The 21,470-nt window shown below is 61.7% G+C and carries 15 protein-coding genes and 1 riboswitch; of the genes, 9 read left to right on the top strand and 6 right to left on the bottom strand.

Translation table 11 applies throughout. From position 1 onward, the window contains the following. Positions 1 to 4: 4 nt before the first annotated feature. Genes ACH196_RS33435 through ACH196_RS33425 form a run of 3 tightly spaced genes read left to right on the top strand, consistent with a single transcriptional unit; the run spans position 5 to position 4,996 of the window. Positions 5 to 1,300 (top strand): Dyp-type peroxidase, encoded by a 1,296-nt coding sequence (locus tag ACH196_RS33435; RefSeq protein ID WP_396651166.1) that lies wholly within the window; start codon positions 5 to 7, stop codon positions 1,298 to 1,300. Beyond that, positions 1,297 to 4,101, top strand: coding sequence for a phospholipase D-like domain-containing protein (locus ACH196_RS33430; RefSeq protein ID WP_396651165.1), 2,805 nt, complete (start codon positions 1,297 to 1,299; stop codon positions 4,099 to 4,101). The genes ACH196_RS33435 and ACH196_RS33430 overlap by 4 nt, the downstream gene beginning before the upstream one ends. A gap of 46 nt (positions 4,102 to 4,147) precedes the next feature. Then, on the top strand, positions 4,148 to 4,996 hold the full coding sequence (locus ACH196_RS33425; RefSeq protein ID WP_396651164.1) for a hypothetical protein: 849 nt from the start codon (positions 4,148 to 4,150) through the stop codon (positions 4,994 to 4,996). Positions 4,997 to 5,598: 602 nt separating this feature from the next. On the opposite strand, the gene ACH196_RS33420 is transcribed toward ACH196_RS33425, so the two are convergent. The 4 genes from ACH196_RS33420 to ACH196_RS33405 form a co-directional block, all read right to left on the bottom strand. Next, complete coding sequence (locus ACH196_RS33420) at positions 5,599 to 6,234, bottom strand: DUF3313 domain-containing protein (protein WP_396651163.1); 636 nt, start codon at positions 6,232 to 6,234, stop codon at positions 5,599 to 5,601. Positions 6,235 to 6,697: 463 nt separating this feature from the next. Further along, positions 6,698 to 7,327 (bottom strand): methyltransferase family protein, encoded by a 630-nt coding sequence (locus ACH196_RS33415; RefSeq protein WP_396651162.1) that lies wholly within the window; start codon positions 7,325 to 7,327, stop codon positions 6,698 to 6,700. Positions 7,328 to 7,415: 88 nt separating this feature from the next. After that, positions 7,416 to 8,705, bottom strand: coding sequence for an ATP-binding protein (locus ACH196_RS33410; RefSeq protein ID WP_396651161.1), 1,290 nt, complete (start codon positions 8,703 to 8,705; stop codon positions 7,416 to 7,418). Position 8,706: 1 nt separating this feature from the next. After that, a complete protein-coding gene (locus ACH196_RS33405; protein WP_396651160.1) occupies positions 8,707 to 9,393 on the bottom strand; it encodes a response regulator in 687 nt (228 codons plus the stop codon). A gap of 145 nt (positions 9,394 to 9,538) precedes the next feature. Between ACH196_RS33405 and ACH196_RS33400 the strand changes: the two genes are divergently transcribed. Continuing rightward, entirely contained in the window at positions 9,539 to 9,856 is a 318-nt protein-coding gene (locus tag ACH196_RS33400; RefSeq protein ID WP_396651159.1) for a hypothetical protein, read from the top strand. Here ACH196_RS33400 and ACH196_RS33395 read toward each other — a convergent pair. Next, positions 9,838 to 10,587, bottom strand: a complete 750-nt coding sequence (locus tag ACH196_RS33395) for a sulfotransferase family 2 domain-containing protein (protein WP_396651158.1) — start codon at positions 10,585 to 10,587, stop codon at positions 9,838 to 9,840. The two genes, ACH196_RS33400 and ACH196_RS33395, sit on opposite strands and share 19 nt — an antisense overlap. 535 nt (positions 10,588 to 11,122) lie before the next feature. Here ACH196_RS33395 and metH point away from each other — a divergent pair. The 4 genes from metH to ACH196_RS33375 all read left to right on the top strand — a co-directional run bounded on the left by metH (position 11,123) and on the right by ACH196_RS33375 (position 17,957). Then, entirely contained in the window at positions 11,123 to 14,929 is a 3,807-nt protein-coding gene (gene metH / locus ACH196_RS33390) for a methionine synthase (RefSeq protein WP_396651157.1), read from the top strand. Positions 14,930 to 15,000: 71 nt separating this feature from the next. Then, a riboswitch (cobalamin riboswitch) is annotated at positions 15,001 to 15,207 on the top strand. Between the two features lie 120 nt (positions 15,208 to 15,327). Further along, positions 15,328 to 16,575, top strand: coding sequence for an aromatic ring-hydroxylating dioxygenase subunit alpha (locus ACH196_RS33385; RefSeq protein ID WP_396651156.1), 1,248 nt, complete (start codon positions 15,328 to 15,330; stop codon positions 16,573 to 16,575). A 21-nt stretch (positions 16,576 to 16,596) separates the two neighbouring features. Further along, entirely contained in the window at positions 16,597 to 17,691 is a 1,095-nt protein-coding gene (locus tag ACH196_RS33380; RefSeq protein WP_396651169.1) for a 2Fe-2S iron-sulfur cluster-binding protein, read from the top strand. 47 nt (positions 17,692 to 17,738) lie between these two features. Further along, positions 17,739 to 17,957 carry a hypothetical protein gene (locus tag ACH196_RS33375; protein ID WP_396651155.1) on the top strand — a complete coding sequence of 73 codons (219 nt, stop codon included), beginning with the start codon at positions 17,739 to 17,741 and terminating at the stop codon, positions 17,955 to 17,957. A 193-nt stretch (positions 17,958 to 18,150) separates the two neighbouring features. Here ACH196_RS33375 and ACH196_RS33370 read toward each other — a convergent pair whose 3' ends face one another. Further along, complete coding sequence (locus tag ACH196_RS33370) at positions 18,151 to 19,131, bottom strand: hypothetical protein (RefSeq protein ID WP_396651154.1); 981 nt, start codon at positions 19,129 to 19,131, stop codon at positions 18,151 to 18,153. A gap of 745 nt (positions 19,132 to 19,876) precedes the next feature. Between ACH196_RS33370 and ACH196_RS33365 the strand changes: the two genes are divergently transcribed. After that, positions 19,877 to 21,115 (top strand): flavin-dependent oxidoreductase, encoded by a 1,239-nt coding sequence (locus tag ACH196_RS33365; protein ID WP_396651153.1) that lies wholly within the window; start codon positions 19,877 to 19,879, stop codon positions 21,113 to 21,115. Positions 21,116 to 21,470 lie beyond the last annotated feature (355 nt).

The following is a 21,470-nucleotide window of genomic DNA, read 5'->3' as shown; positions in this document are numbered from 1 at the left end:
GCCCATGGAGGTTATCCCACCGCCAGCTCCGATCCTCGACGGCCCGCACCAGCCCGGCATCACTGATCCGCAATGGCCGATCGAGCCGCCCGTTCCGTTGAATCTCGAAGACCAGGAACGCTACGCCTTCGAACGAGCGGGGAGGGTGGATCCCCAGAACTTTCTAACGGTCGTGACCGCGAACCTTGCGGTCCAGACTGCCCCTGAACTGCGCAAAGTCCTGCAGGACCTGTCGAGCTTCGTCCGCGCACAGATGCTGCGACGCCCGGACAACAACCACATCCCTGTGCTTCGATCGCTACCCGAAACCTGGCGTGTGACTGTGACCATCGGCTTGGGCGCCAGCGTCTTCATCAGCGCCAAGGGCGATGATCGCTTCGGGTTGAGGCACGCGAAGCCGCGCTGGTTGCGGATTATGCCGCGGGTGACAGGGGACAAGTATCGGCCGGCCGACCACGCAACCGATCTCATTTTCCTGATTTCGAGCGACCATCCCTATGTCAACGTCTCCATCGCGCGTGCGCTCGGCCAGGGGAACTGGGGTGTCGCGGGCGTGAAGGAGAAGCGGATCATCGTCACAAGCATCGAGCAGGGCTTCGCGCGACCTGATCGCCGCGAATTCCTCCGGTTCGATGACGGGATCGACAATCTGTCGAATGCGCGGGGCGGCGAGCTGGACCGGTTCGTCTACATCACCGCAGGTGATGGCGAACCCGACTCCGCAATCGGTGGTAGCTACTTGGCCTACCGCAAGATCCGCGAGGATCTGCCGCATTGGGAAGCGCATGCGGAGCGCGATCAGGAAGGCATGATCGGCCGCCGCAAGGCGTCGGGCATGCCGCTCTCGCGCCAGACCACGGGCGCTAGCAACATGACGCCCATTTTCCCGGACCCCAATGACTCCTGCGATGGACCTCTGACGGCCCATATCAGAAAGGTTCAGCCGAGGCGAAACGGATCTGACCTCCTTGGTGTCCACGATCTCGACCGGCGGTTTCTCCGCCGTGGCTACCCCTATTTCGAGGACCTCGACGCGGAAGGCGACGTGCAGAGCGGGCTCCTGTTCCTCGCCTTCGCGCGCGACCTGCGCAAGCAATTCGAATGGCCCGTCCTCAACTGGCAGACCAACCCCGATTTTCCGGTCACGGGGACCGGCATTGACGCGCTTTATGGAAGTGGCGTCCTCACGAACATAGCCGGCGGCTATTATTTCTGCCCGCCGGCTCCTTGCAGCGAAGATGAATTCATTGGCTCGGGCATGTTTGCATGGCCTTCGGGCGTGAAGGGGAGGGATCTATGAGTAAAGTTTCGCGGGACCGCGCATTGGAGATCATGAAGGAATATTCCACGGGCATGCCGCAGCTTGAGGAAGAGCTGCACAAGAAGTTCTTCAGGACCATCGTCGACGAGGAGGCTTCCGAGGAGGCAGCGGGCAAGGCCGAGCCGAAGGTCCGCCCCATTTTCTCGGAAGATGATGACATCGCCATCGAGCGCATCGTCGCTCATGCGCGTCCGGTCATGCGTATCCGGGAAAACAAGCTCACCGGGGAATGGGTCGGCGAACCTCAAAGCGACATCTGGCGCGAAGCGATTGGCGCTGCCCTCGAGCGGCTCAATGCTGTGGTTCCTTCAGTTGGTCGCATCGAACTGACAAACAGCGAAAGGACATGGGTGGGTACCGGCTGGCTGATCGACACCGATATTATCGTCACCAATCGGCATGTGGCTGAGGAGTTCGCCCGGCCGGACGGCATCGGCTCCTTCGTGTTCAGGCGCGGCTATACCACGGGGAGGATCTCCTCCGACATCGATTTCCTGGAGGAGGAGAATCGGGCGGACGAAAACGAGCACCCAGTCGATCGGATACTCCTCATCTGCGACGACTACGATGTCGCGTTCCTCAGTGTCAGGCCGGCGTCGGACAAAGGTCCACTTCCGAAGCCAATCCAGCTCGCTGACCAGTTTGAGGTCGACATGTCAATCGGCGCCATAGGCTATCCCGCGCGCGATCCCTCGATCGACGACCAGGGGCTGGTCAAAAGGGTATTCGGTGACGTCTACGAGAAAAAGCGCTTCGCGCCGGGCCGGATCAAGAGCGTCGATGAGAACCTCCTCTGTCATGACTGCTCCACTCTGGGTGGCAATTCAGGCTCGGTGCTGATCGACTTCGAGACGGGCAAGGCGGTCGGCCTCCACTATGGCGGCTTCTTCGACAACTCGGCGAACGTGGCAGTTCCCGCGTCCAAGCTGCGCACGCTTCTCGCGGAGGCGAAGACACTGGCAGCGCGGCCGAAACAGGAAGGGCCCCCGACCGGTCCTTCGACCGCCCAGCCGCTCGCAGCAGGAGCGCAGACCGGCGACGAACAGACGCTCCGCTTCAACCTGTCGATCCCGATCGAGCTGGTCTTGCGGATGGGGCAACCAAGCCTCGGCGGAGCGCCAATCGGTGTCGTCAGCGTCACGCCTGTCGCCAATTCGATCGACGATGCGGTGAAGGCAGCCAAGGATACGCTCGCGGGTCGGAGCGATGTCCTGGAGGTGCGCAACGGGTATCGCTTCAAAAATGGGTGGATCACCGACGAGCGAGTGGTCGTTGTCGTCTTGCGTTCGAAGCTCTCGCCGGAGGAGCTTGCGACCGCCGGCATCGCGCCCTTGCCGCGCGAATTTATGGGATTTGGGATCGACATCCGGACGGGCTCATTGGGAGAACAGTTGCGCGCGCTCGATATCGACATTGCAATCGAACGGCCGGCGCGCCCTGCAGCCTATCGGGAGCCAAAGGGCTTCGACAAGCCCGACTCGCGCTACGCGCTCGTTCCGGTTCGCGCCACGATGGACGCGATCTTCCACGTCAGCCCGGATGCGGGTTGGCCCGAACTGAAGGCCTTCTTCGGGCGCGTGACCGACAGACTGACCGCGACGATGTACGAATGGGAGGTCAACCACGTCAGCGATACGATCGAGGCCGCCATCAAGCCGGATGGCTGTGAACTGCTCATGGTCACGCAGAAGCGCGGCGTCGGGAACGGCGACGCTACAGAATCCGCCGTGAAGAATATGCAGGGCCGCCTTGGCGATAAATTCGCTCACGTCTGGGCCTCGGTTCGGGGTCCAGGCCGGCTCATCCAAAGTTCCTACCACATTAAGGTTGCCTCGCGCGATCAGGAAGAGTTCTGGCTGTCGAGCGGCAACTGGAAGGATTCAAACCAGCCCAACATGAATCCGGCCGGCGATGGGACGACCATCGATAAGCCGCTTCGCGAGCATAACCGCGAGTGGCATGCGATCATCAAGAACAAGCGACTGGCCGAACTCTTTCAAGCATATATCGAGTTCGATTTCGAACAGGCCAACCTCCATCCACTTCCGGCGGAGGAGGGTCCAGCCGCTCCGGACATCGAACTCTTCGTTCCTGAAGTGGCTTTCGAGGCGCCGCGGACGCGCAGCGGCCTACGCTACTTCAAACCACTCCGACTCAACAATGAGGAGCTGGAAGTTCAGCCTCTCCTGACACCCGATCGCAACGTGATGGGCCAGCGCATCTTTATGGCGACGGTCACTGACACGATGAAGGCTGCCACGAAGAAGCTGTATGTCCAGAACCAGTCGTTCTCGTACAGCGGCGACGATAATCAGGAAATGACGCGAATGCTCGAACTGCTGCGACAGAAGCAGCGCGATGGGGTGGATGTCCGGATCATCTTCCGCGACGCCAAGGACTTCGGACGCCGCAGCGATCTTGAGGATCAGCAGGCATTGATCGAGCGCCTCAAGGACTTCGGTCTCAAGGTCACTGAGGACTTCCTTCGCGTGCAGGCAAAGTGCCACACGAAGGGCGTCGTTATCGACTCGGAGGTGGTGATCCTCGGAAGCCAGAACTTCACCAATGCCGGCGCCCTCTTCAACCGCGACGCGAGCCTGCTCGTCCGCTCGCCCAAGGTGGCCCGCTACTTCGAGGAAATATTCCTCCATGACTGGGAGAACCTGGCGCATAATAACGTCAACGCGCGCGTCGGAGGCGTTCGGCGCGCAAGGCCGGGCGAACCCACACCCCCGGGATACCGGCGGGTCTCGCTCTCGGAAATCTATTCCGACGACTGAGGGGAAATTAGAGGCCGGTAAGATGAACACTCCTATCACCAGGCTCGTGCTCGATTTCGATGGCACATGCACGCGCGTTGAGCAGGCTGCGGACGCCTATCTCGACGCATATCGGGCCGGCCTCGCCGGTCACCTCGCTGTGACTGAAGAGACATGGGCGGTCGCGCTCGATCGCGTGCGATCGCGCTCGCCCAAGATCGGATGGATGGTGGCCGGCACGCCGTCCGCCCCGGCGGCCGCCGACCCATACATTCTTGCCTATGAGGCGGCGCACCATCTCCTGAGGCAAACGGGAGCCCATGGCGACATTCCGGTCTCTGTCCACGCCAAGGCCTACGCCGCATGCCCAGCACCATGGCGCGAAGACGCGCGGTCCGTCTTCGAAACCGTGATCAGGAAGGGGATCGAAATCTGGTTCGTCTCGAATTCCGGGACAGCGTATATTGAGGGCCGTCTCCGGGAGCTTTTCCAGCCCGGTGACCCGCTTCGCGCCTCCGTCAAGGTTCAAAGCGATGCCGGGAAATTCAAAGTCTGCGAGCTGCCTTGGGAAGACGTTTCCCAACTGGGTGCGGCAGCCCGTGACCTTTTTGGGCGCATTCCACCAGCCTTCCCCTCCGCGGAACTCGGGCGTCCGATCTATCTGCGCCGCGGCTCGTATTTCCACGCACTCAGCCGAGTATTTGACGGTAACTTCGATGCGATCAAGGCGACGCTGTTCTGCGGGGATATCTGGGAACTGGACCTCGCCATGCCTCGTATGCTGGGCGCCCGCGTCCATCTCCTCGATCGCGCGCCACCCTTCGAAACTTGCGACTACGAGCGCCGCGCGTTGACGGCGGAAGGCGATTGGGCAAGGGGAGGCGCTGAACTGACAAGCCTGCTTGAGTGGCTCTAGCACCAAACCGTACCGTAACGAGCATTGCGCCCAAGGCGGCTGGATGATCAGGACCTCGTTCCCGTCGGGATCCAACAAAGTGGCGATCTTGATGTGGGGATAGACTGCAATTTTGCCTTTAAACTTGACGCTCCTCCCCCGCAGCGTGTTGACTACCCCTCAATTGGCGTGACCTTTGAGACCGGCAACTCGGCATTGATCGCTCCAATCGCGGCGGGGCTGCCGTTTCGCCAGTTCGAGCAGGGTGAAGCTCGAGAAACACCTCCCGCGAAGCGAAAAGTGTTACCCATGTGTCCGGTACAAATCGTCACCTATGTCTCGGGCCACTCATACAGAACCGTGAACGCCGAAAACCGCCGATTTTAAGCTAGAAGCGGCAACGAGGGTTCGCAGCAGTTCCGATTTCGATCCCATGATACGAATCTCGGTATCCGCGACCTCGACGCGCTGTGCCAGTGCGCGGAGGTGATCCCGCCGATAACCACCGCCTTAAAGTCGTAGTCCGTGGCGGGCCGCGTTGGAAAAGTCTCGATAATGTCCGGGGCGATCGCCTGATCGAAGTGCAGCAGAGCGCCACTTCTCGCGACATATTTTCTCTGTCGCTATTGGGAGACTGCGGCGCCCTTGTCGGTCCAGGTGGGCGGCAGGCCAAATCGGGCGGCGACCATTCCCGGAATTCCAGGGGCCGTTCCGAACGCCTTGCAGGCGTCGTATTTCGGGTTGCCGCCGAGCGAGGCCCGCAGTCTTTGCACCGATGGTATCGCCGGCAATCCGTTGAACGGGTCCTTGCCCTTGACCAGCATGCGGCTGAAGTCTGCGGCGAAGGCCGAGGAGAGGGAGTACGCATCCCCGACTGCGGATATCCGTGCCCTTGTCGTGATCATATTAGCACCGCGCGACCAGAGCATGGCGGCCCTCTGCGAACCATCCTTGTCGACCGCCTCGGCCTCGATGGCCAGGCCGCCGAGGCCGATCGGAAGGCGCGGGATTGGAACCCCGAGGCCCGCCATCGAGCCGCCCAGCGAAGCAACGACGGAACCCGCCGCTGCCGACCGGTTCGTGGCAACGATGTTGGTAATCCTCGCGTGGACGACGAGGTCCGCCGACTGACTCTCGGCCACGACCTTGAAGCGGTCGCTAAGATCGGTGCAGAGCGCCCGGTCGATCGCATTGGTTACGAGTGCCAGGTCTTTGGGATCGAAGCCACGGCTGCCGGATCTGCGTCGAGGACGGTACAATGCGCACTGTCTGTGCGGCGAGCACCGGCGCCGAATCCACACGCAATCTCGCTTTCGTGAGGATGCCGCCCGATGAATTCATTCCGGCGTAGGAATTGAGGGACGTGCCCTCGGGCAAGGGCACACTTGTGCAGGCGGACAACCATGGGAATAGGGCCACGCAGAGCACTGCTCGTGGCCGCAATTCAAGTCGTCGAAGCTTCAAGATCATTGTCAAATCGCCTGAACCGGGATCATGGGTTCAGGTCTACCGACCTCAGCGTTAATGGCGGTAAAGGCAGTGTAAAGTTGGGTAAAACTTACGATCAGCCTCGATCTTCCGCCGGCGCAGATGTCGCCGACTGCCGGGAAGCGCCAGCGGATGGCGCGGTCACTGGCAAGCCCGCAGTGGCTTTGTGACAGTGGGTTGTCCTCGCTTGACGCAGGCTCGACAAGGATGTTTCACCGGGCGGCGCCCCAGCCATCAAAAGAGATGCAATATCGGTTTCAGGAGCTTCGCAAATTGCAGCGACTCGATGAACTCGGCCCCGGGAATTGCCAGGAGAAAACAAGAACTGTCGATAGCAGTACGCTTCAGCGCAACTGGGTTGAACGTCAGGGGCAACTGATGTGCGACGTCGCCGGCGTTTCGTCTGAGGTGGGGGAAGAAGGCGGGGACTTCGCGGCAGTATTTCCGGTAAGCGTCGCCGAAAAGCCCGTCCAAGGCAATTGATTCGCGGGCTGAGACATAAGCGAATGCCAGATACCCAAACAAGAAGTAGAAGGCCGCAATCGTGAAAGAGCCGAAAGTCAGGCCGATGCCGGCAAGCCCCAGGGCGGAAAAGAAGTACAACGGATTGCGGATGTATCTATAAGGACCGTGCGTAATGAGTTCTCGATTCTTGCGTCCGCCTATATACAGCGATGCCCAGCACCGCCCAGCCACACATATGATGATAAATGCGGAACCCATAAATTCTATGCCTTGGCGAGGAAGGGTCTCTGGCGGCCAGGCGCTCTGCGACATTAGAATCGGCGTCAGAAGCAATGGCAGGACTAGCCAGAGGAAGCGCATCCTCTTACCCTGCTGAAACACCGCCATGGTCACCGACATCACCCTGCTCTCTCGAATTTGAGGAACGGCTTTAGCGATGCCAGCGTTAATGGCGGTAAAGGCAGTGTAAAGTTGGGTAAAACTGCGATCAGCCTCGATCGTTCGCCAGACTGTGCATCGCCGGCTGCCGGGGAATCTCCAGTATGATCGCCAAGCCGCCGGCGTCTGGTGGCGACGCGTATACTCGCCCGCCATGGCACTCGATGGCCTGTCTGGCGATCGCGAGGCCAAGTCCGTACCCGCCTCTCGGCGCCGCGTCGTTCCCGCGGGAGAATGGCTGGAAGATTCTTTCGAGTTCGTCTCGCCTGACGCCCGGCCCCTGATCCGCGACGCACACCTTGAGGAGGTCGTTTGTCGTCTCGCATTGCACGGTGATTTGCGAATGTTCGGCAGTGTATTTGACGGCGTTGCGAATGACGTTTTCCAGCGCCCGGTAGATCAGTTCGCCTTCGACCTCGGCAAGGAAGCTGTCGTCAACATTGGTGGTGATCGAAACCTGGCGTGCCTGGGCTTCGAACGCTGCGTCGCCCAGGATTTCGTTAAGAAGATCGATGACGTCCAGCGTCTGTGTCTTCAGCGGGAGACGGGAACCGGCTGTCAGTCTGGCGAGAGTCAGCACTTCGCCGACCAGCGTATCGAGCCGTTCGACCTCCCGGTCCATGCGGTCCAGCATGGCATCGAGTTTCGCCGGGCTCTGCCGAAGGACACCCCCAACGGCCTGCAGACGCGACAGCGGGGAGCGCAGTTCATGGGACACGTCGTGGAAAAGTCTCTGCTGTGCATCCTGCAACTCCTGCAACCGCGCGGCGCTGGAATCGAAATCGTGCGCGAGCGCAGAGACCTCGTCCTTCCGACCTGCCATCCTGTGCCCGATGCGGACGTCGAAACGGCCATGGGCGAGCGCGCTCAGGCCGTCGCGAAGGTGCACAACTGGACGAATGAGATATCGGGCGAGCGCGGCCGCCGATATCGCGCTCGAAATCAGAATACCGAACCCCGGTACGAACGGACCAAGCTTGTCGAGAATGACACTGTATTGCTGGGGTGCGGAAATCCGGTAGCAAATCCCGTCCTTCAGGACGGTTCTTGTCTCCGCAGTGCTCCCATCGGTACATGCGCCGGCCTCTGCGCTCCTGGAGATCGTGAGGCCGACCGGTACCGTGTCCTCGCTTGTACGGGCAAGGCGCCGAGCAGCATCTTCACCGTCCCTGACAAGTAGGCTTTCAGTCAGGTTGAGGACAACCTCCCGCTTCTGACGCTCCAGCCTCGAAACGGAAGGAAGCGTCTGAAAGAAGTCGAGCGTCAGGATTATGATCGCGACGGACGCGGCAAGCGTCAGCCAGATTATGACGAAGAACTTCTTGAACAGTCGAGGCATGTCAGTCCAAAAGAAGTTGATAGCCTTGGCCGCGGACAGACTTTATCCGTGACTGTCCATCTTCCCTGAGGCCGAGCTTCTGACGCACGCTGCTGATATGGACATCGATGCGGCGATCGAACGGGGTCAGCGGCTTCCCAAAAGCCCGTTTCGAGATGTCTTGCTTCGATACCAACTGGCCGGCATGGCGAGCGAGAACTTCGAGCAGGCTGAACTCCGTTCCTGTAAGCTCGAGCGGCTGTCCGTCCCATTCAGCGGTTCTGCTGGCAGGATGAATCACCAGCCGCCCGGCTCTTAGCGTGTCGGTGGCCGCGCCGACCGCAGGCTGGTTCGCACGACGAAGGATCGCGCGCGCCCTGGCCGCGAGCTCTCCCGGCGAACAGGGTTTCGTCACATAATCGTCGGCACCGAGGTTCAGGCCGGATATCCGGTCGATGTCATCGCCTCTCGCTGTCAGCATCAGCACGGGAACTTGGCTCAACTTCCTGATCCTTTGCAGGACCTCGATCCCGTTCATTCGGGGCATCATGATATCGAGCATGATGAGGTCCACCGAATTGCGCGCGGCGGCAGCAATCGCTGTGCCACCGTCCGTGTCTGTCGCGACGTCATACCCTTCTTCGACCAGGTATTCCCGCAGCAGCGTCGTCAACTCGACATCGTCGTCGATGAGGAGGACCTTGTTCATTCCGCTCCGTCCGTCATTCATGCCGGCCACCCCATAAGGCACAAACGCGTGCTGACTGCGGGATTTTACCCAGCTTAACACAACTAGACTGGGCTTAACGTTCACCAAAAGCGCTCACGCGGATCGATCCCTTCCTGCCACACTCATGGACCTCCTGGCTGGTGGCCCAAGCTGCTTCGCCGCCATCAAGACGATGGACCCGCTCCTCCCGGTCCTCGCTGTGGGCGGCAAAGCCTGGGTCAGCAAGTATGCCGATGACACCGGGCTTTGGATCGAACATGGGATTGGTCGCCGCGTCTGCGCCTGGATCGATCGTGTCGTCCAGAGTTCGCCGGGAACGTTGTCGGCCGACACCCCTGAGTGGTGGGATATCGACTTTGTCCTCGCCGCATTGGTTTCTCCGGCGTTCCTGAGGCAAGGCGCACCCCTGCTTGGTCACGTTCCTTACTTTTCAAACCGGTAGCCGAAATAATCTATTTCCCGTTCGCAAAGCCGGTGAACCGATTTGCGAGTGTCCGCGTCATACAATTCACGAAAATCATAGCGGGGCGAGGCTTTCATGTGGCCCAACGCCTGGCAGGGAAGCTTCAGTTGATCGCACACCGCCTTGAAATCGGCTCCCAGCGTTTCTTGACGGCCGACGAAATCGACGACGACACGATCGCCGATGGCATAGACCGGCCAGCAATCGGCAAGATCCCGCCATCCCGCGAGCGGGCCTTCGCCTTCAATGAGTTTTTGTACGAAAACGGGGAACGTCTCGCGTCTCGTCTTGGATTTCCCGACGAGGAAAACGTACATCGATGCCATTCGCGCGTAGGGATTGCGGACAAACGTGAATTTGAAGTGCCGTTCCCAGGCCTTTTCGTCGAATGCCTGAACTTGTTTCGCGTGCGGATGGTCCACCTTGGGCCCAAAACATTTGCGGTACGATTTGGATTGCAGGCCAAGAACCCGCCTCGGCCATTCCTTGCCGATCCCCAGCGCCGCGAGGACACCCAGAGGCTGACGGATGCGCAAGGCATCCAGGCGCGCCCGCAGATTTGGCCGGACGTTGGCTTCCAGCCGCTCATCCTCGGAGCCCAACAATATGTCGCGCGGTCCCAGATGCGGGACAAGCGCCATGTTTATGGAACTCCCCGCCGTCTTTGGGCAGTGAAGGAACGTGAATTTGTGCCGGTAGGATATGATCAAGGAAAGCGTTGTCCACGTTTCAACAAGGTCAGGTGTGCCGCCTCTTCCGAGGTGCGCCGGTTCGTCTGGACAGGATTTCGCGATTTATTGGCGGGAGCCTGCCTCTGGCTAAGCCGCCCCGGGGAAGCGGCAACCGGGTAAACTAGGTATCATTGGGCGTCCTGCCGTCAAGGCTGGAATGAGGACGTCGCGGCTTGTCGAAGTCGGGATGTTTTCCGATCGACGTGCGGGCCTTTTCGAACGCTGTCGCTGACCTGAGATAAATCTCCTCCGGACGGGTAGCTTCTCACGGCGCTCTCGCAGTTGCAACGCGCGTCAAAGATTGCAGCCGTCGGCCACGGCCTTGGCCGACTATCTCGTTTCCGCCGGGGCTCAGGAACTGCCCATCGGCATGTCACGAGTCCGATCGGCGCATTCTCGTCGTAGGGATGTTGCTGGGAAAACGCGCCTGGACTGGTCCTTGTCGAGAGAACGCATATTGACATAAAGATGTCTTTATGTGAGTTTGACTTTACCGAACGTACTGGAACGGTCGATGCCGCAAGGGAAGTCACTTGACGATCTGTTCGGCGCGGTGGCGGCGAAACGCGACGGCTCCGAAATCCTGCGGGTTCTGCAGCATGCGGCGCGCGAGCGCATTCTCATCCTCGACGGCGCAATGGGCACCCAGATTCAGGGGCTGGGTTTCGACGAGGGCCATTTCCAAGGCGAGAAATTCGCCGGCTGCGCCTGCCACCAGCAGGGCAACAACGACCTGCTGACCCTCAGCCAGCCCAAGGCGATCGAGGAAATCCACTACCAGTACGCTATCGCGGGCGCGGACATCATCGAGACCAATACCTTCTCGTCGACCGCGATCGCGCAGGCCGATTACGCCATGGAGGGCATGGTCTACGAACTGAACCGCGACGGAGCGCGGCTGGTGCGCCGTGCTGCGTTGCGGGCTGAGCAGGAGGACGGCAAACGCCGCTTCGTCGCAGGCGCGCTCGGCCCCACCAACCGCACGGCGTCGATATCACCCGACGTCAACAATCCGGGATACCGGGCCACTTCGTTCGACGACCTGCGTATTGCCTATGGCGAGCAGTTGCGCGGCCTGATCGACGGGGGCTCCGACATCATCCTGATCGAGACGATTTTCGATACGCTGAACGCCAAGGCGGCGATCTTCGCGTGCGAGGAGATTTTCGCCGAGAAAGAGGTCTGGCTGCCGGTGATGATCTCGGGGACGATCACCGACCTCTCCGGCCGCACTCTGTCCGGCCAGACACCCACGGCATTCTGGCATTCGGTCCGTCATGCCAAGCCGTTCACAATCGGACTCAACTGCGCGCTTGGCGCCGCCGCCATGCGCCCGCATCTGGCCGAGTTGTCCGGGGTCGCGGACACCTTCATCTGCGCCTATCCGAATGCCGGCCTGCCCAATGCGTTCGGCCGGTATGACGAGAGCCCGGACTTCATGGCGGCGCAGATCGAGGAGTTTGCACGCGAAGGTCTCGTCAACGTCGTCGGCGGCTGCTGCGGCTCGACGCCGGAGCATATCCGCGCCATCGCCGAGGCGGTAAGCCGGCACGCGCCGCGCATTCCGGCCGAACACAGACCGCTGATGATGCTCTCCGGCCTGGAGCCGTTCACGCTCACCAAGGACATTCCCTTCGTCAATGTCGGCGAACGCACCAACGTCACCGGCTCGGCCAAGTTCCGGAAGCTGATCACCGCGGCCGACTATACCGCCGCGCTCGACGTCGCACGCGACCAGGTCGCCAACGGCGCGCAGATCATCGACGTCAACATGGACGAGGGGTTGATCGACTCGAAGAAGGCGATGGTCGAATACCTCAACCTGATCGCCGCCGAACCCGACATCGCGCGCGTGCCGGTGATGATCGACAGTTCCAAATGGGAGGTAATCGAGGCCGGGCTGAAATGCGTGCAGGGCAAGCCGATCGTCAATTCGATTTCCATGAAGGAAGGCGAGGAGGCGTTCCTCCATCACGCAAAACTCTGCCGCATGTATGGTGCGGCGGTTGTCGTGATGGCATTCGACGAGCAGGGGCAGGCCGACACCAGGGCACGCAAGGTGGAGATCTGCGCGCGCGCCTACAAGCTCCTGACCGAGCAGGCCGGCTTTGCTCCAGAAGACATCATCTTCGATCCGAACGTCTTTGCCGTGGCGACCGGCATCGAGGAGCACGACAATTACGGCGTCGACTTCATCGAGGCGACCGGCGAGATCACCGCGACACTGCCACACGTCCACATCTCCGGCGGCATTTCAAACCTGTCCTTCTCGTTCCGCGGCAACGAGCCGGTGCGCGAGGCCATGCACGCGGTGTTCCTCTACCACGCGATCCAGCGGGGAATGGACATGGGCATCGTCAATGCCGGCCAGCTCGCCGTCTACGACACGATCGAGCCGGAATTGCGCGAAGCCTGCGAGGACGTCGTGCTCAACCGCATGCCCAAGGCCGGCGGCACCGCCACCGAGCGGATGCTGGAGATCGCCGAGCGCTTCAAGGGGACGGCCGGCAAGGAGGCGAAGGAGCGCGATCTCGCCTGGCGCGACTGGCCCGTCGAGCAACGGATCAGCCATGCGCTGGTCAACGGCATCACCGAGTTCATCGACGCCGATACCGACGAGGCGCGGCTGAAGGCCGAGCGGCCGCTGCATGTCATCGAAGGTCCGCTGATGGCCGGCATGAACGTTGTCGGCGACCTGTTCGGCGCCGGAAAAATGTTCCTGCCGCAGGTCGTGAAGTCGGCACGCGTCATGAAGCAGGCCGTCGCCGGCCTGCTGCCGCACATGGAGGCGGAAAAGCTGGCCAACGCGGCCAACGGCATCGACAATGGCGAGCGGAAGACGGCCGGCAAGATCCTGATGGCCACCGTCAAGGGCGACGTCCACGACATCGGCAAGAACATCGTCGGCGTCGTGCTCGCCTGCAACAATTACGAGATCATCGATCTCGGCGTCATGGTGCCGGCGACCAAGATCCTGCAGACGGCGAAGGATGAAAAGGTCGACATCATCGGCCTGTCCGGCCTCATTACGCCGTCGCTCGACGAGATGTGCCATGTCGCCGCCGAGATGGAGCGCGAAGGCTTCGACATTCCGCTGCTGATCGGCGGCGCCACCACCAGCCGTGTCCATACGGCGGTGAAAATCCACCCGCGCTATGCGAATGGCCAGACCGTCCATGTCAACGACGCCAGCCGCGCGGTGGGCGTCGTCTCGTCCCTCCTGTCGAAGGATGCAAAGGACGGCTACGTCGAGGCGGTGCGGACCGAATATAAAAAGGTGACCGAAGCGCATCACCGGTCGGAAGCCGACAAGCTGCGGCTGCCGCTGGCTAAGGCCCGCGCCAACTCCCACAGGATCGACTGGGTGAATTACCAGCCGCCAAAACCGTCCTTCCTCGGCACCAGGGTGTTCGAGACCTGGGATCTGGCGGAGCTGGCGCGCTACATCGACTGGACACCGTTCTTCCAGACCTGGGAACTGAAGGGCCGCTATCCGAAGATCCTCGAGGACGAGCAGCAGGGACCGGCGGCCCGGCAGCTTTTCGGGGACGCGCAAGCGATGCTGAAGAAGATAATCGACGAGAAATGGTTCGCGCCCAAGGGCGTCATCGGCTTCTGGCCGGCCAATTCCGTCGGCGACGACATACGGCTTTTCACCAACGAGAGCCGGACCGGCGACCTTGCGACCTTCTTCACGCTGCGCCAGCAATTGCCGAAACGGGACGGCAAGCCGAATATCGCTCTGTCGGATTTCGTCGCGCCGTTCGAGAGCGGCAAGGCAGATTATCTCGGCGGGTTCATCGTGACCGCGGGCATCGAAGAGGTGGCGATCGCCGAACGCTTCGAGCGGGCGAATGACGACTACAATTCGATCCTGGTCAAGGCGCTGGCGGATCGTTTTGCGGAAGCCTTCGCCGAACGGCTGCACGAAAAAGTGCGCAAGGAGTATTGGGGCTACGCCCCGGACGAAACCCTGACGCCGGATGAATTGATCGGCGAGCCCTACCAGGGAATCCGTCCCGCGCCCGGCTACCCCGCGCAGCCCGACCACACCGAGAAGCTGACGCTGTTCAGGCTGCTCGACGGCGACGGGAACGCCGGCGTCAGTCTGACGGAGAGCATGGCGATGTGGCCGGGTTCGTCCATCTCGGGAATCTATCTGTCGCATCCGGAGAGCTACTATTTCGGCGTCGCCAAGATCGAGCGTGACCAGGTCGAGGATTATGCGCGCCGCAAGGATATGCTGGTCGAGGACCTGGAACGCTGGCTCGGTCCTATCCTGAACTACGTGCCGACGCCGTTTGCGGAAGCGGCGGAGTAATTTCCGGACCGCTGTCGTCTTTGCGCTTGCCCGATGTCGCTTTCGTATGGACGGGACTCGCGCGTCGGTGGTTAGATCACATCGTTCAAGGTGCTCTTCGGGGAATAGGCCGAAGGGATAATTGGGAAGCCGGTCTGATGCCGGCGCTGCCCCCGCAACGGTAGCGAAGCGAAAATTCCGACGGGAGACCACTGGGCCAAAAGCCTGGGAAGGTGTCGGAACGGTCCTGCAAGGACGGCTTCGGAGTCCGGAAACCAGCCTCGAATGAATTGAACTCGACTGATCGCGGTGGGCGGTCAAGGGGCAGAGCGCTTCGGGCCGGTCTCGCTACCATCGATGCCCGCAGCCTTCCACCTCCATCACCACCAAGTTCAGTCCTTGGCTTTGCGAGGACGGACATGGACGCACGCACGGAAATGCTGAAATTGATCCGCAACCGGCGGGACGGCTTCAGCCTGCAGCAACCCTTCTACATCGATCCCGATTTCTACAAGCTCGACATGGAGCTGATCTGGTATCGGGACTGGCTCTTCGTCGGCCACAATTGCGAAATCGCCAGGCCGGGGAGCTTCTTCACCGTCCAGGTCGGCGACTATCCGGTCGTCGTCGTGCGCGGCCGCGACGGCGAGATCCGCGCATTCCACAATTCGTGCCGGCATCGCGGCAGCCGGGTTTGCAACACGGAGCGCGGCACCTCGGCGCGGCTCGTCTGCCCCTATCATCAGTGGACCTATGACCTTGATGGCAAGCTCGTCTTCGCGCGGCAGATGGCCGAGAATTTCGACAAGGCCGACTTCGGGCTGAAGCCGGTCGCCTGCGAAAATGTCGGCGGCTACATCTTCATCTGCCTGGCAAAGGAGCCCGCCGATTTCGCGCCGTTCCGCGCAATGATGGAGCCGTATTTTGCTCCTCACAACCTCGTCGACGCCAAGGTCGCGCACGAGAGCACGATCATCGAGAAGGGCAACTGGAAGCTCGTCTGGGAAAACAACCGCGAGTGCTACCATTGCGCCGCGAACCATCCCGCGCTCTGCAAGACCTTTCCCGAGGCGCCGACGGTCACCGGCGTCAACGGCGCCGAGAGCGATCCGGAGATGCTGGAGCATTGGGCGAAGTGCGAGGCGGCCGGATTGCCGTCGCGGTTCCGCATCGACGATGCCGGCCAGTACAGGGCGACGCGCGCGCCGCTGCTGCGCGATGCCGTCAGCTATACGGCAACCGGCAGGCGTGCGGTTGGCAAGAACCTGTCCGATCGGGTTTCGACGGACCGCATCGGGACGCTGATGCTCTACCACTATCCGACAACCTGGAATCACATCCTCGGCGATCACGCCGTGACCTTCCGCGTGCTGCCGATCAGCCCGACCGAGACCGCCGTCACCACGAAATGGCTCGTCCACAAGGATGCGATCGAAGGCGTCGACTACGATCTTCAGAACCTGATCCATGTCTGGACCGAGACCAATGACGAGGACCGGCGGATCGTCGAGGAGAACGCCTTCGGCATCAGGTCGCCGGCCTACGAGCCCGGCCCGTATTCCGAGCTGCACGAAGGCGGGGTCATCCAGTTCGTCGATTGGTATGCAGGCTTCATGGAACCTCGCCTCTCGGAAGGCGAGAGGCCCGTGCTGCGCAGCGTCGCGTGAGCGGAGGCGGCCATGAACGCGATGACGGATCCGCATCTCTACCGCCACCTCGACGAGATGGCGCCCTGGAACGATCGCCTTCAGATGCTGGAGGTGATCGGCGTCACCGACGAGGCACCGGAGGTCAAAACCTTCACCTTCCGGTCGGACGCGCAGACCTGGTTCCGCTACAAGCCGGGGCAGTTCGTCACGCTGGAATTGCCGGCCGCCGATGGTCCGCTGATGCGCACCTACACGCTGTCGTCCAGCCCGTCGCGGCCGTGCTCGATCTCGATCACCGTGAAAGCCCAGGCAGGCAGCATCGGCACGCGCTGGATGTTCGACAATCTGAAGCCGGGCGTCCGCATCCGGGCGTTCGGCCCGATGGGTGACTTCTCGCACCACAATCATCCGGCGCCCAAATATCTGTTCATCTCGGCGGGGTCCGGCATCACGCCCATGATGTCGATGCTGCGCTGGCTGAACGACTGCGCACCGTGGACCGACGTTTCCTTCGTCAACTGCGCGCGGCGTCCGGAAGAGATCATCTTTCGCAAGGAGCTGGAACTGCTGGGCACGCAGATGCCGGGTCTGTCGCTGGGCTTCATGATCGAGGAGCGCTCTTCGTCGCGCGAGAGCTGGTTCGGCCATATGGGCCGCATCGATGCCGTTCGGCTGCCGCTGCTGGCGCCCGATTTCCAGGAGCGCGAGGTGTTCTGCTGCGGCCCGGATCCGTTCATGCGCGCCGTGCGCGGCATGTTCGAAGCCGCCGGTTTCGATATGCGTTTTTACCACCAGGAGAGTTTTGGCGCGCCGCCCGTGGAGCCTCTCCCCATAGGGACGGACGCTCCCGAGGCGGAGAAATCGATCGGGGCCAAGCTGCCGATCCGTTTCGCCGATTCCAGTGTCGATGGCGAATGCCTTGCCGGGCAGACAGTCCTGCAAGCCGCACGCGCCAGCGGCGTCCGCATCTCCGCCGCCTGCGAGTTCGGTCTCTGCGGCACCTGCCGTGTCAAGAAAATCGCGGGCGAGGTCGAGATGAACCACAATGGCGGCATTCTCGATGACGAGATCACCGAAGGTTTTATCCTCGCCTGCTGCTCCAGGCCGCTGACCGCATTGGAGATCGAGGCATGACGGCCGGGTTTAAACACAAAGCCCGTCCCGCGCGCGATCGGCGAACCATGGCGTCCGTCTCTCCGCTGCCGCCGCCGGAGGAAGTGTTCATCGACTGGCTGATGTCGGTGCCGGCGGACGACTGCCTGGAGGCGGCGGCGCGCTACCAGATCGAGATCATCGACCGCTCGCCGGTCTTCCTGCACCCGGATATCCGCCACCTGCGGACGCTGCTCGTCGCGGTTGCCGGCGATTGTGACTGGCACAAACCAGGTTCAAATCTTTGAGGAGCGCAAACGCCGGGGACAGTTTACTTTTCCGCCCGCGCCAGCCTTGAAGCGGCTGCGCCCTTCTGCGGAAAAGGTAACCGTCCCCGCATGCAGCCGTCTTCGCCGCCACGCCCGGTTTCTTTTTCCGCCTAGCCATTAAGTCATTGAGATATCTTGCTTTCCGAGACCCGCCGACGTGGCAGGGCCTGCGTCAAGACGTATCCCTGCGCGGCGGCTCCAACGCGTAGAACGCCATCGCATTGGCATGCGCCAGAATCTCGTCGACCTCGCGGATGCTCTTGCGGCGCGGCGCGTCCGGATCGAAGCGCGGCAGCCGTCCGCCCGGCGGCGGCCCGCGCCGCAGCGGCGAAAAACGCCGGAACCGGACCGGGCCTGGCTTGCCCTGCGCGGTCGCCGCGTCGCGAGCTTGCTTGTCTCGCGCAAGGCCTGCGTCATTGCGCGCCTTCCAGCGGGCGAAACGCTGCGCTTGGCCCGGAAGATCGTCGAGTGCCTGACCCAGCGCGTCCAGCCGCAAGGTCAACTTCGCGGCGTTCATCGGATCGTCGCGCGACGGCGGCGGCGGCAGGGGCGTGTACTTCGCATCGTCGGCGAACGACCGGATGCGCGGGGCGGCATGCGCCGGCACATATTTGCGGCGGATGCGGAACGGGTATTTCAGAGGATCGAGCAGCGAAAGGTTTTGTCCGCGCGGCCTTGCGGCGCGCCGTTCGGCGGCCTTCCGCTCGGCTTCATAACGGGCAAAGTCCTGCTTCGACAGATTAACGGCGAGACCGAGGCGGCGCATGGCGGCCACCGTGTCGGAAATTTTTGGCTGCGGCTTTCGCGGGCGAAACGGCGGCAGCGTCACCACGATGCCTTGCGCCGCCGCGATGATCAGCCGCCGGGCGGCGGATTCGGCCGGGCGCAGCAGCAGAAGAATGGCGCGGTAGAGGTGGCGGGGGAGCGTGAGGGCCGGTGTAAGTGCCGGGGACAGTTTACTTTTTTCCGCCCGCGCTTCGTTCTGAGCTGCCGCGCCCTTCTGCGGAAAGAAAGTAAACTGTCCCCCAGCGCCAAGCTCTCCAGCGCCCGCCTTGCCGAACCCCATCTCGGCCATGCCGACGAGCATCATGAGGATATGCTTCAGCGCCTGCCGGTATCGCTCGATCGTTGCACTCCCGTCTCCAAACTCCACCACCGGCTCCTTTCGAACACAGGCCGGCGGAAGTATCGCATGTATCAAGGATGATGTAAATAATCCTAGGAAAATAAACCATGACATGAGATGCTCGATGCACAATGTCTTGGAAAAGCTTGACTTTTCGAGAAGCACTTGCGTGCTCCGGAAATCGTCCCGACTGGACGCGAGGCTCAGTTGAGAAGAATGTCATGTCTATAAAAGACAGCAAAATCATAGAGTTGCATGGAGGACTGGAGGATCTCAGCGTAACAAGCATGACCAAATGAAGGAGCGGCGGCCACGGCCGGAATGGACGTCGATCGGCCGCCCAAGGAACGGGAGGTGGTTTTCGGGTCGAAGACGGATCACGCTCCATTGCATAAGCCGAGGCTGGTGAAGCCGGCCCAACCCGCTTAGGTTGCTGTCGGGAACGCCGGCCCTCCGTGCCAGTATGGCCAGCTCCCATGGAACTGTTCCTCCATCTCGAACGCTACTGTGGCACTGGCCGCGTAAAACAACTGGAACCCGGGGTGAATGACGACAGGAATTGATCGGCGGTCGTGGCCGGTTTTGTGGCATTTCGGACAAAGGCTGGGGCGATGGACCAGCATCAAGCCGGGCCATGAGGCGGTCCACGCGTCGCGATGCTTGCGCTGCTTTTCTGCATTTGTATGCGCCCTGCCTCTCGCCGGTCCCATATAGCCCCCGCCGCCGGCGTTGTTGCCACGCAATCCGAACATTCAGGGGAAAGGCCGCCGCAATGAAAGTGCTGATCGCAGGCGCCGGAATCGGCGGACTTACGACCGCCCTGTTCCTGCACAAAGCCGGACATGATGTCGAAGTCTTCGAACGTGCGGATGCTGTCCGCGAGCTTGGGGTCGGCATCAACATGCTGCCCCATGCCGTCAAGGAACTGGCCGATCTCGGATTGATGCCGGACCTCGATACCGAAGGCATCCGGACACGGGAGCTTTTCTATACGAACCGCTTCGGCCAGATCGTGTGGCAGGAACTGCGCGGTGTCGACGCCGGTTATGACGTGCCGCAGATCAGCATCCATCGGGGCAAACTGCTCGGCCTGATCCATAGGGCGGCGGTCAGCCGGCTGGGGAGCGGCGCCATACGCACCGGATACCGCGTGGAGGGCTTCGAGCAGACTGAAAATAGTGTCTCGGTCGATCTTGCGGGAAGGGACGGATCACGGGGCAAGGCATCCGGCGATCTGCTCATCGGGGCCGACGGCATGCATTCCGTCGTCCGATCCATGCTCTATCCCGACGAAGGACCGCCGATCTGGAACGGCACGATGCTGTGGCGTGGCGCCACGCCGTGGCCAAAATGGCGCGACGGGCGTACGATGGCGATTGCCGGCGGCAACTTCGCGAAGTTCGTCTACTATCCGATCGAGGCCGACCCCGATCAGCCCGACATGCGGCTGACGAACTGGGCCTTGATGGCCAGGACCGGCGACGCGGGCGCATCGCCGTTGCGAACGGGGGATTGGAGCCGGCCGGGTGTTCTGGACGAGGTCCTGCCCTTCGTGCGCGACCGGTTTCATCTGGATTTTGTCGATCCGGCGGCCATTATCCAGGGTACCGATGGCTTTTATGAATATCCCAATTGCGACCGCGAACCGCTGCCGCGCTGGTCCTTCGGGCGGGTTACGCTGCTCGGCGATGCGGCGCATCCGATGTATCCGGTGGGTTCGAACGGCGCCAGTCAGGCCATTCTGGATGCCAAAAGCCTGGTCATGCATCTTGGCGCCGGAAATTCGATCGAGGCTGCGCTCTCGGCCTATGACGCCGAGCGCCGGCCCGCGACATCGGCGATCGTGCTTTCCAATCGCCGGGGCGGGCCGGAGGCGGTCATCGACATGATCGAGGCGCGCGCCCCCGACGGTTTTGACGACATCGATGCAATCGCCTCGTATGCAGAGCGCGAAAGCGTGGTGCGCGGCTACGCCTCGCTGGCGGGATTTGCGAAAACAAAGCCCGCGTGAAGGCACGCCGCCGTAGACGGAGGAGACTGGGATTGTGCGGCAACCAGCCCCTTCCACCAAAGGTGAATGGATTCATACCAAGGGTCATTTGCCTTCACCGTCCGCGCCGCCCCTCATCCGCCCTTCGGGCACCTTCTCCCCGTCCTTACTTATCGCGTTCACACATCTCGCTCGCCGTCATACAGGCACAGCCGATTCTGCACCGGCTTTATGTTTTCGAGTTCGAGGCATGGATTCCCGACACTCTCCGCTCCCTTCGGTCGCTCACGAGGTCGAGAATGACGACAGTCATGGTCTGTTTCGGCTAATCTCCAACGTTGACGACTGGCGGAAACACAGATGAAGGTCGTCATTC

Source organism: Mesorhizobium sp. IMUNJ 23232 (assembly GCF_044326205.1).
GTDB lineage: Bacteria > Pseudomonadota > Alphaproteobacteria > Rhizobiales > Rhizobiaceae > Kumtagia.
The sequence above is the reverse complement of the archived record's forward strand: the minus strand, read 5'-3'. Positions and strand labels throughout refer to the sequence as shown.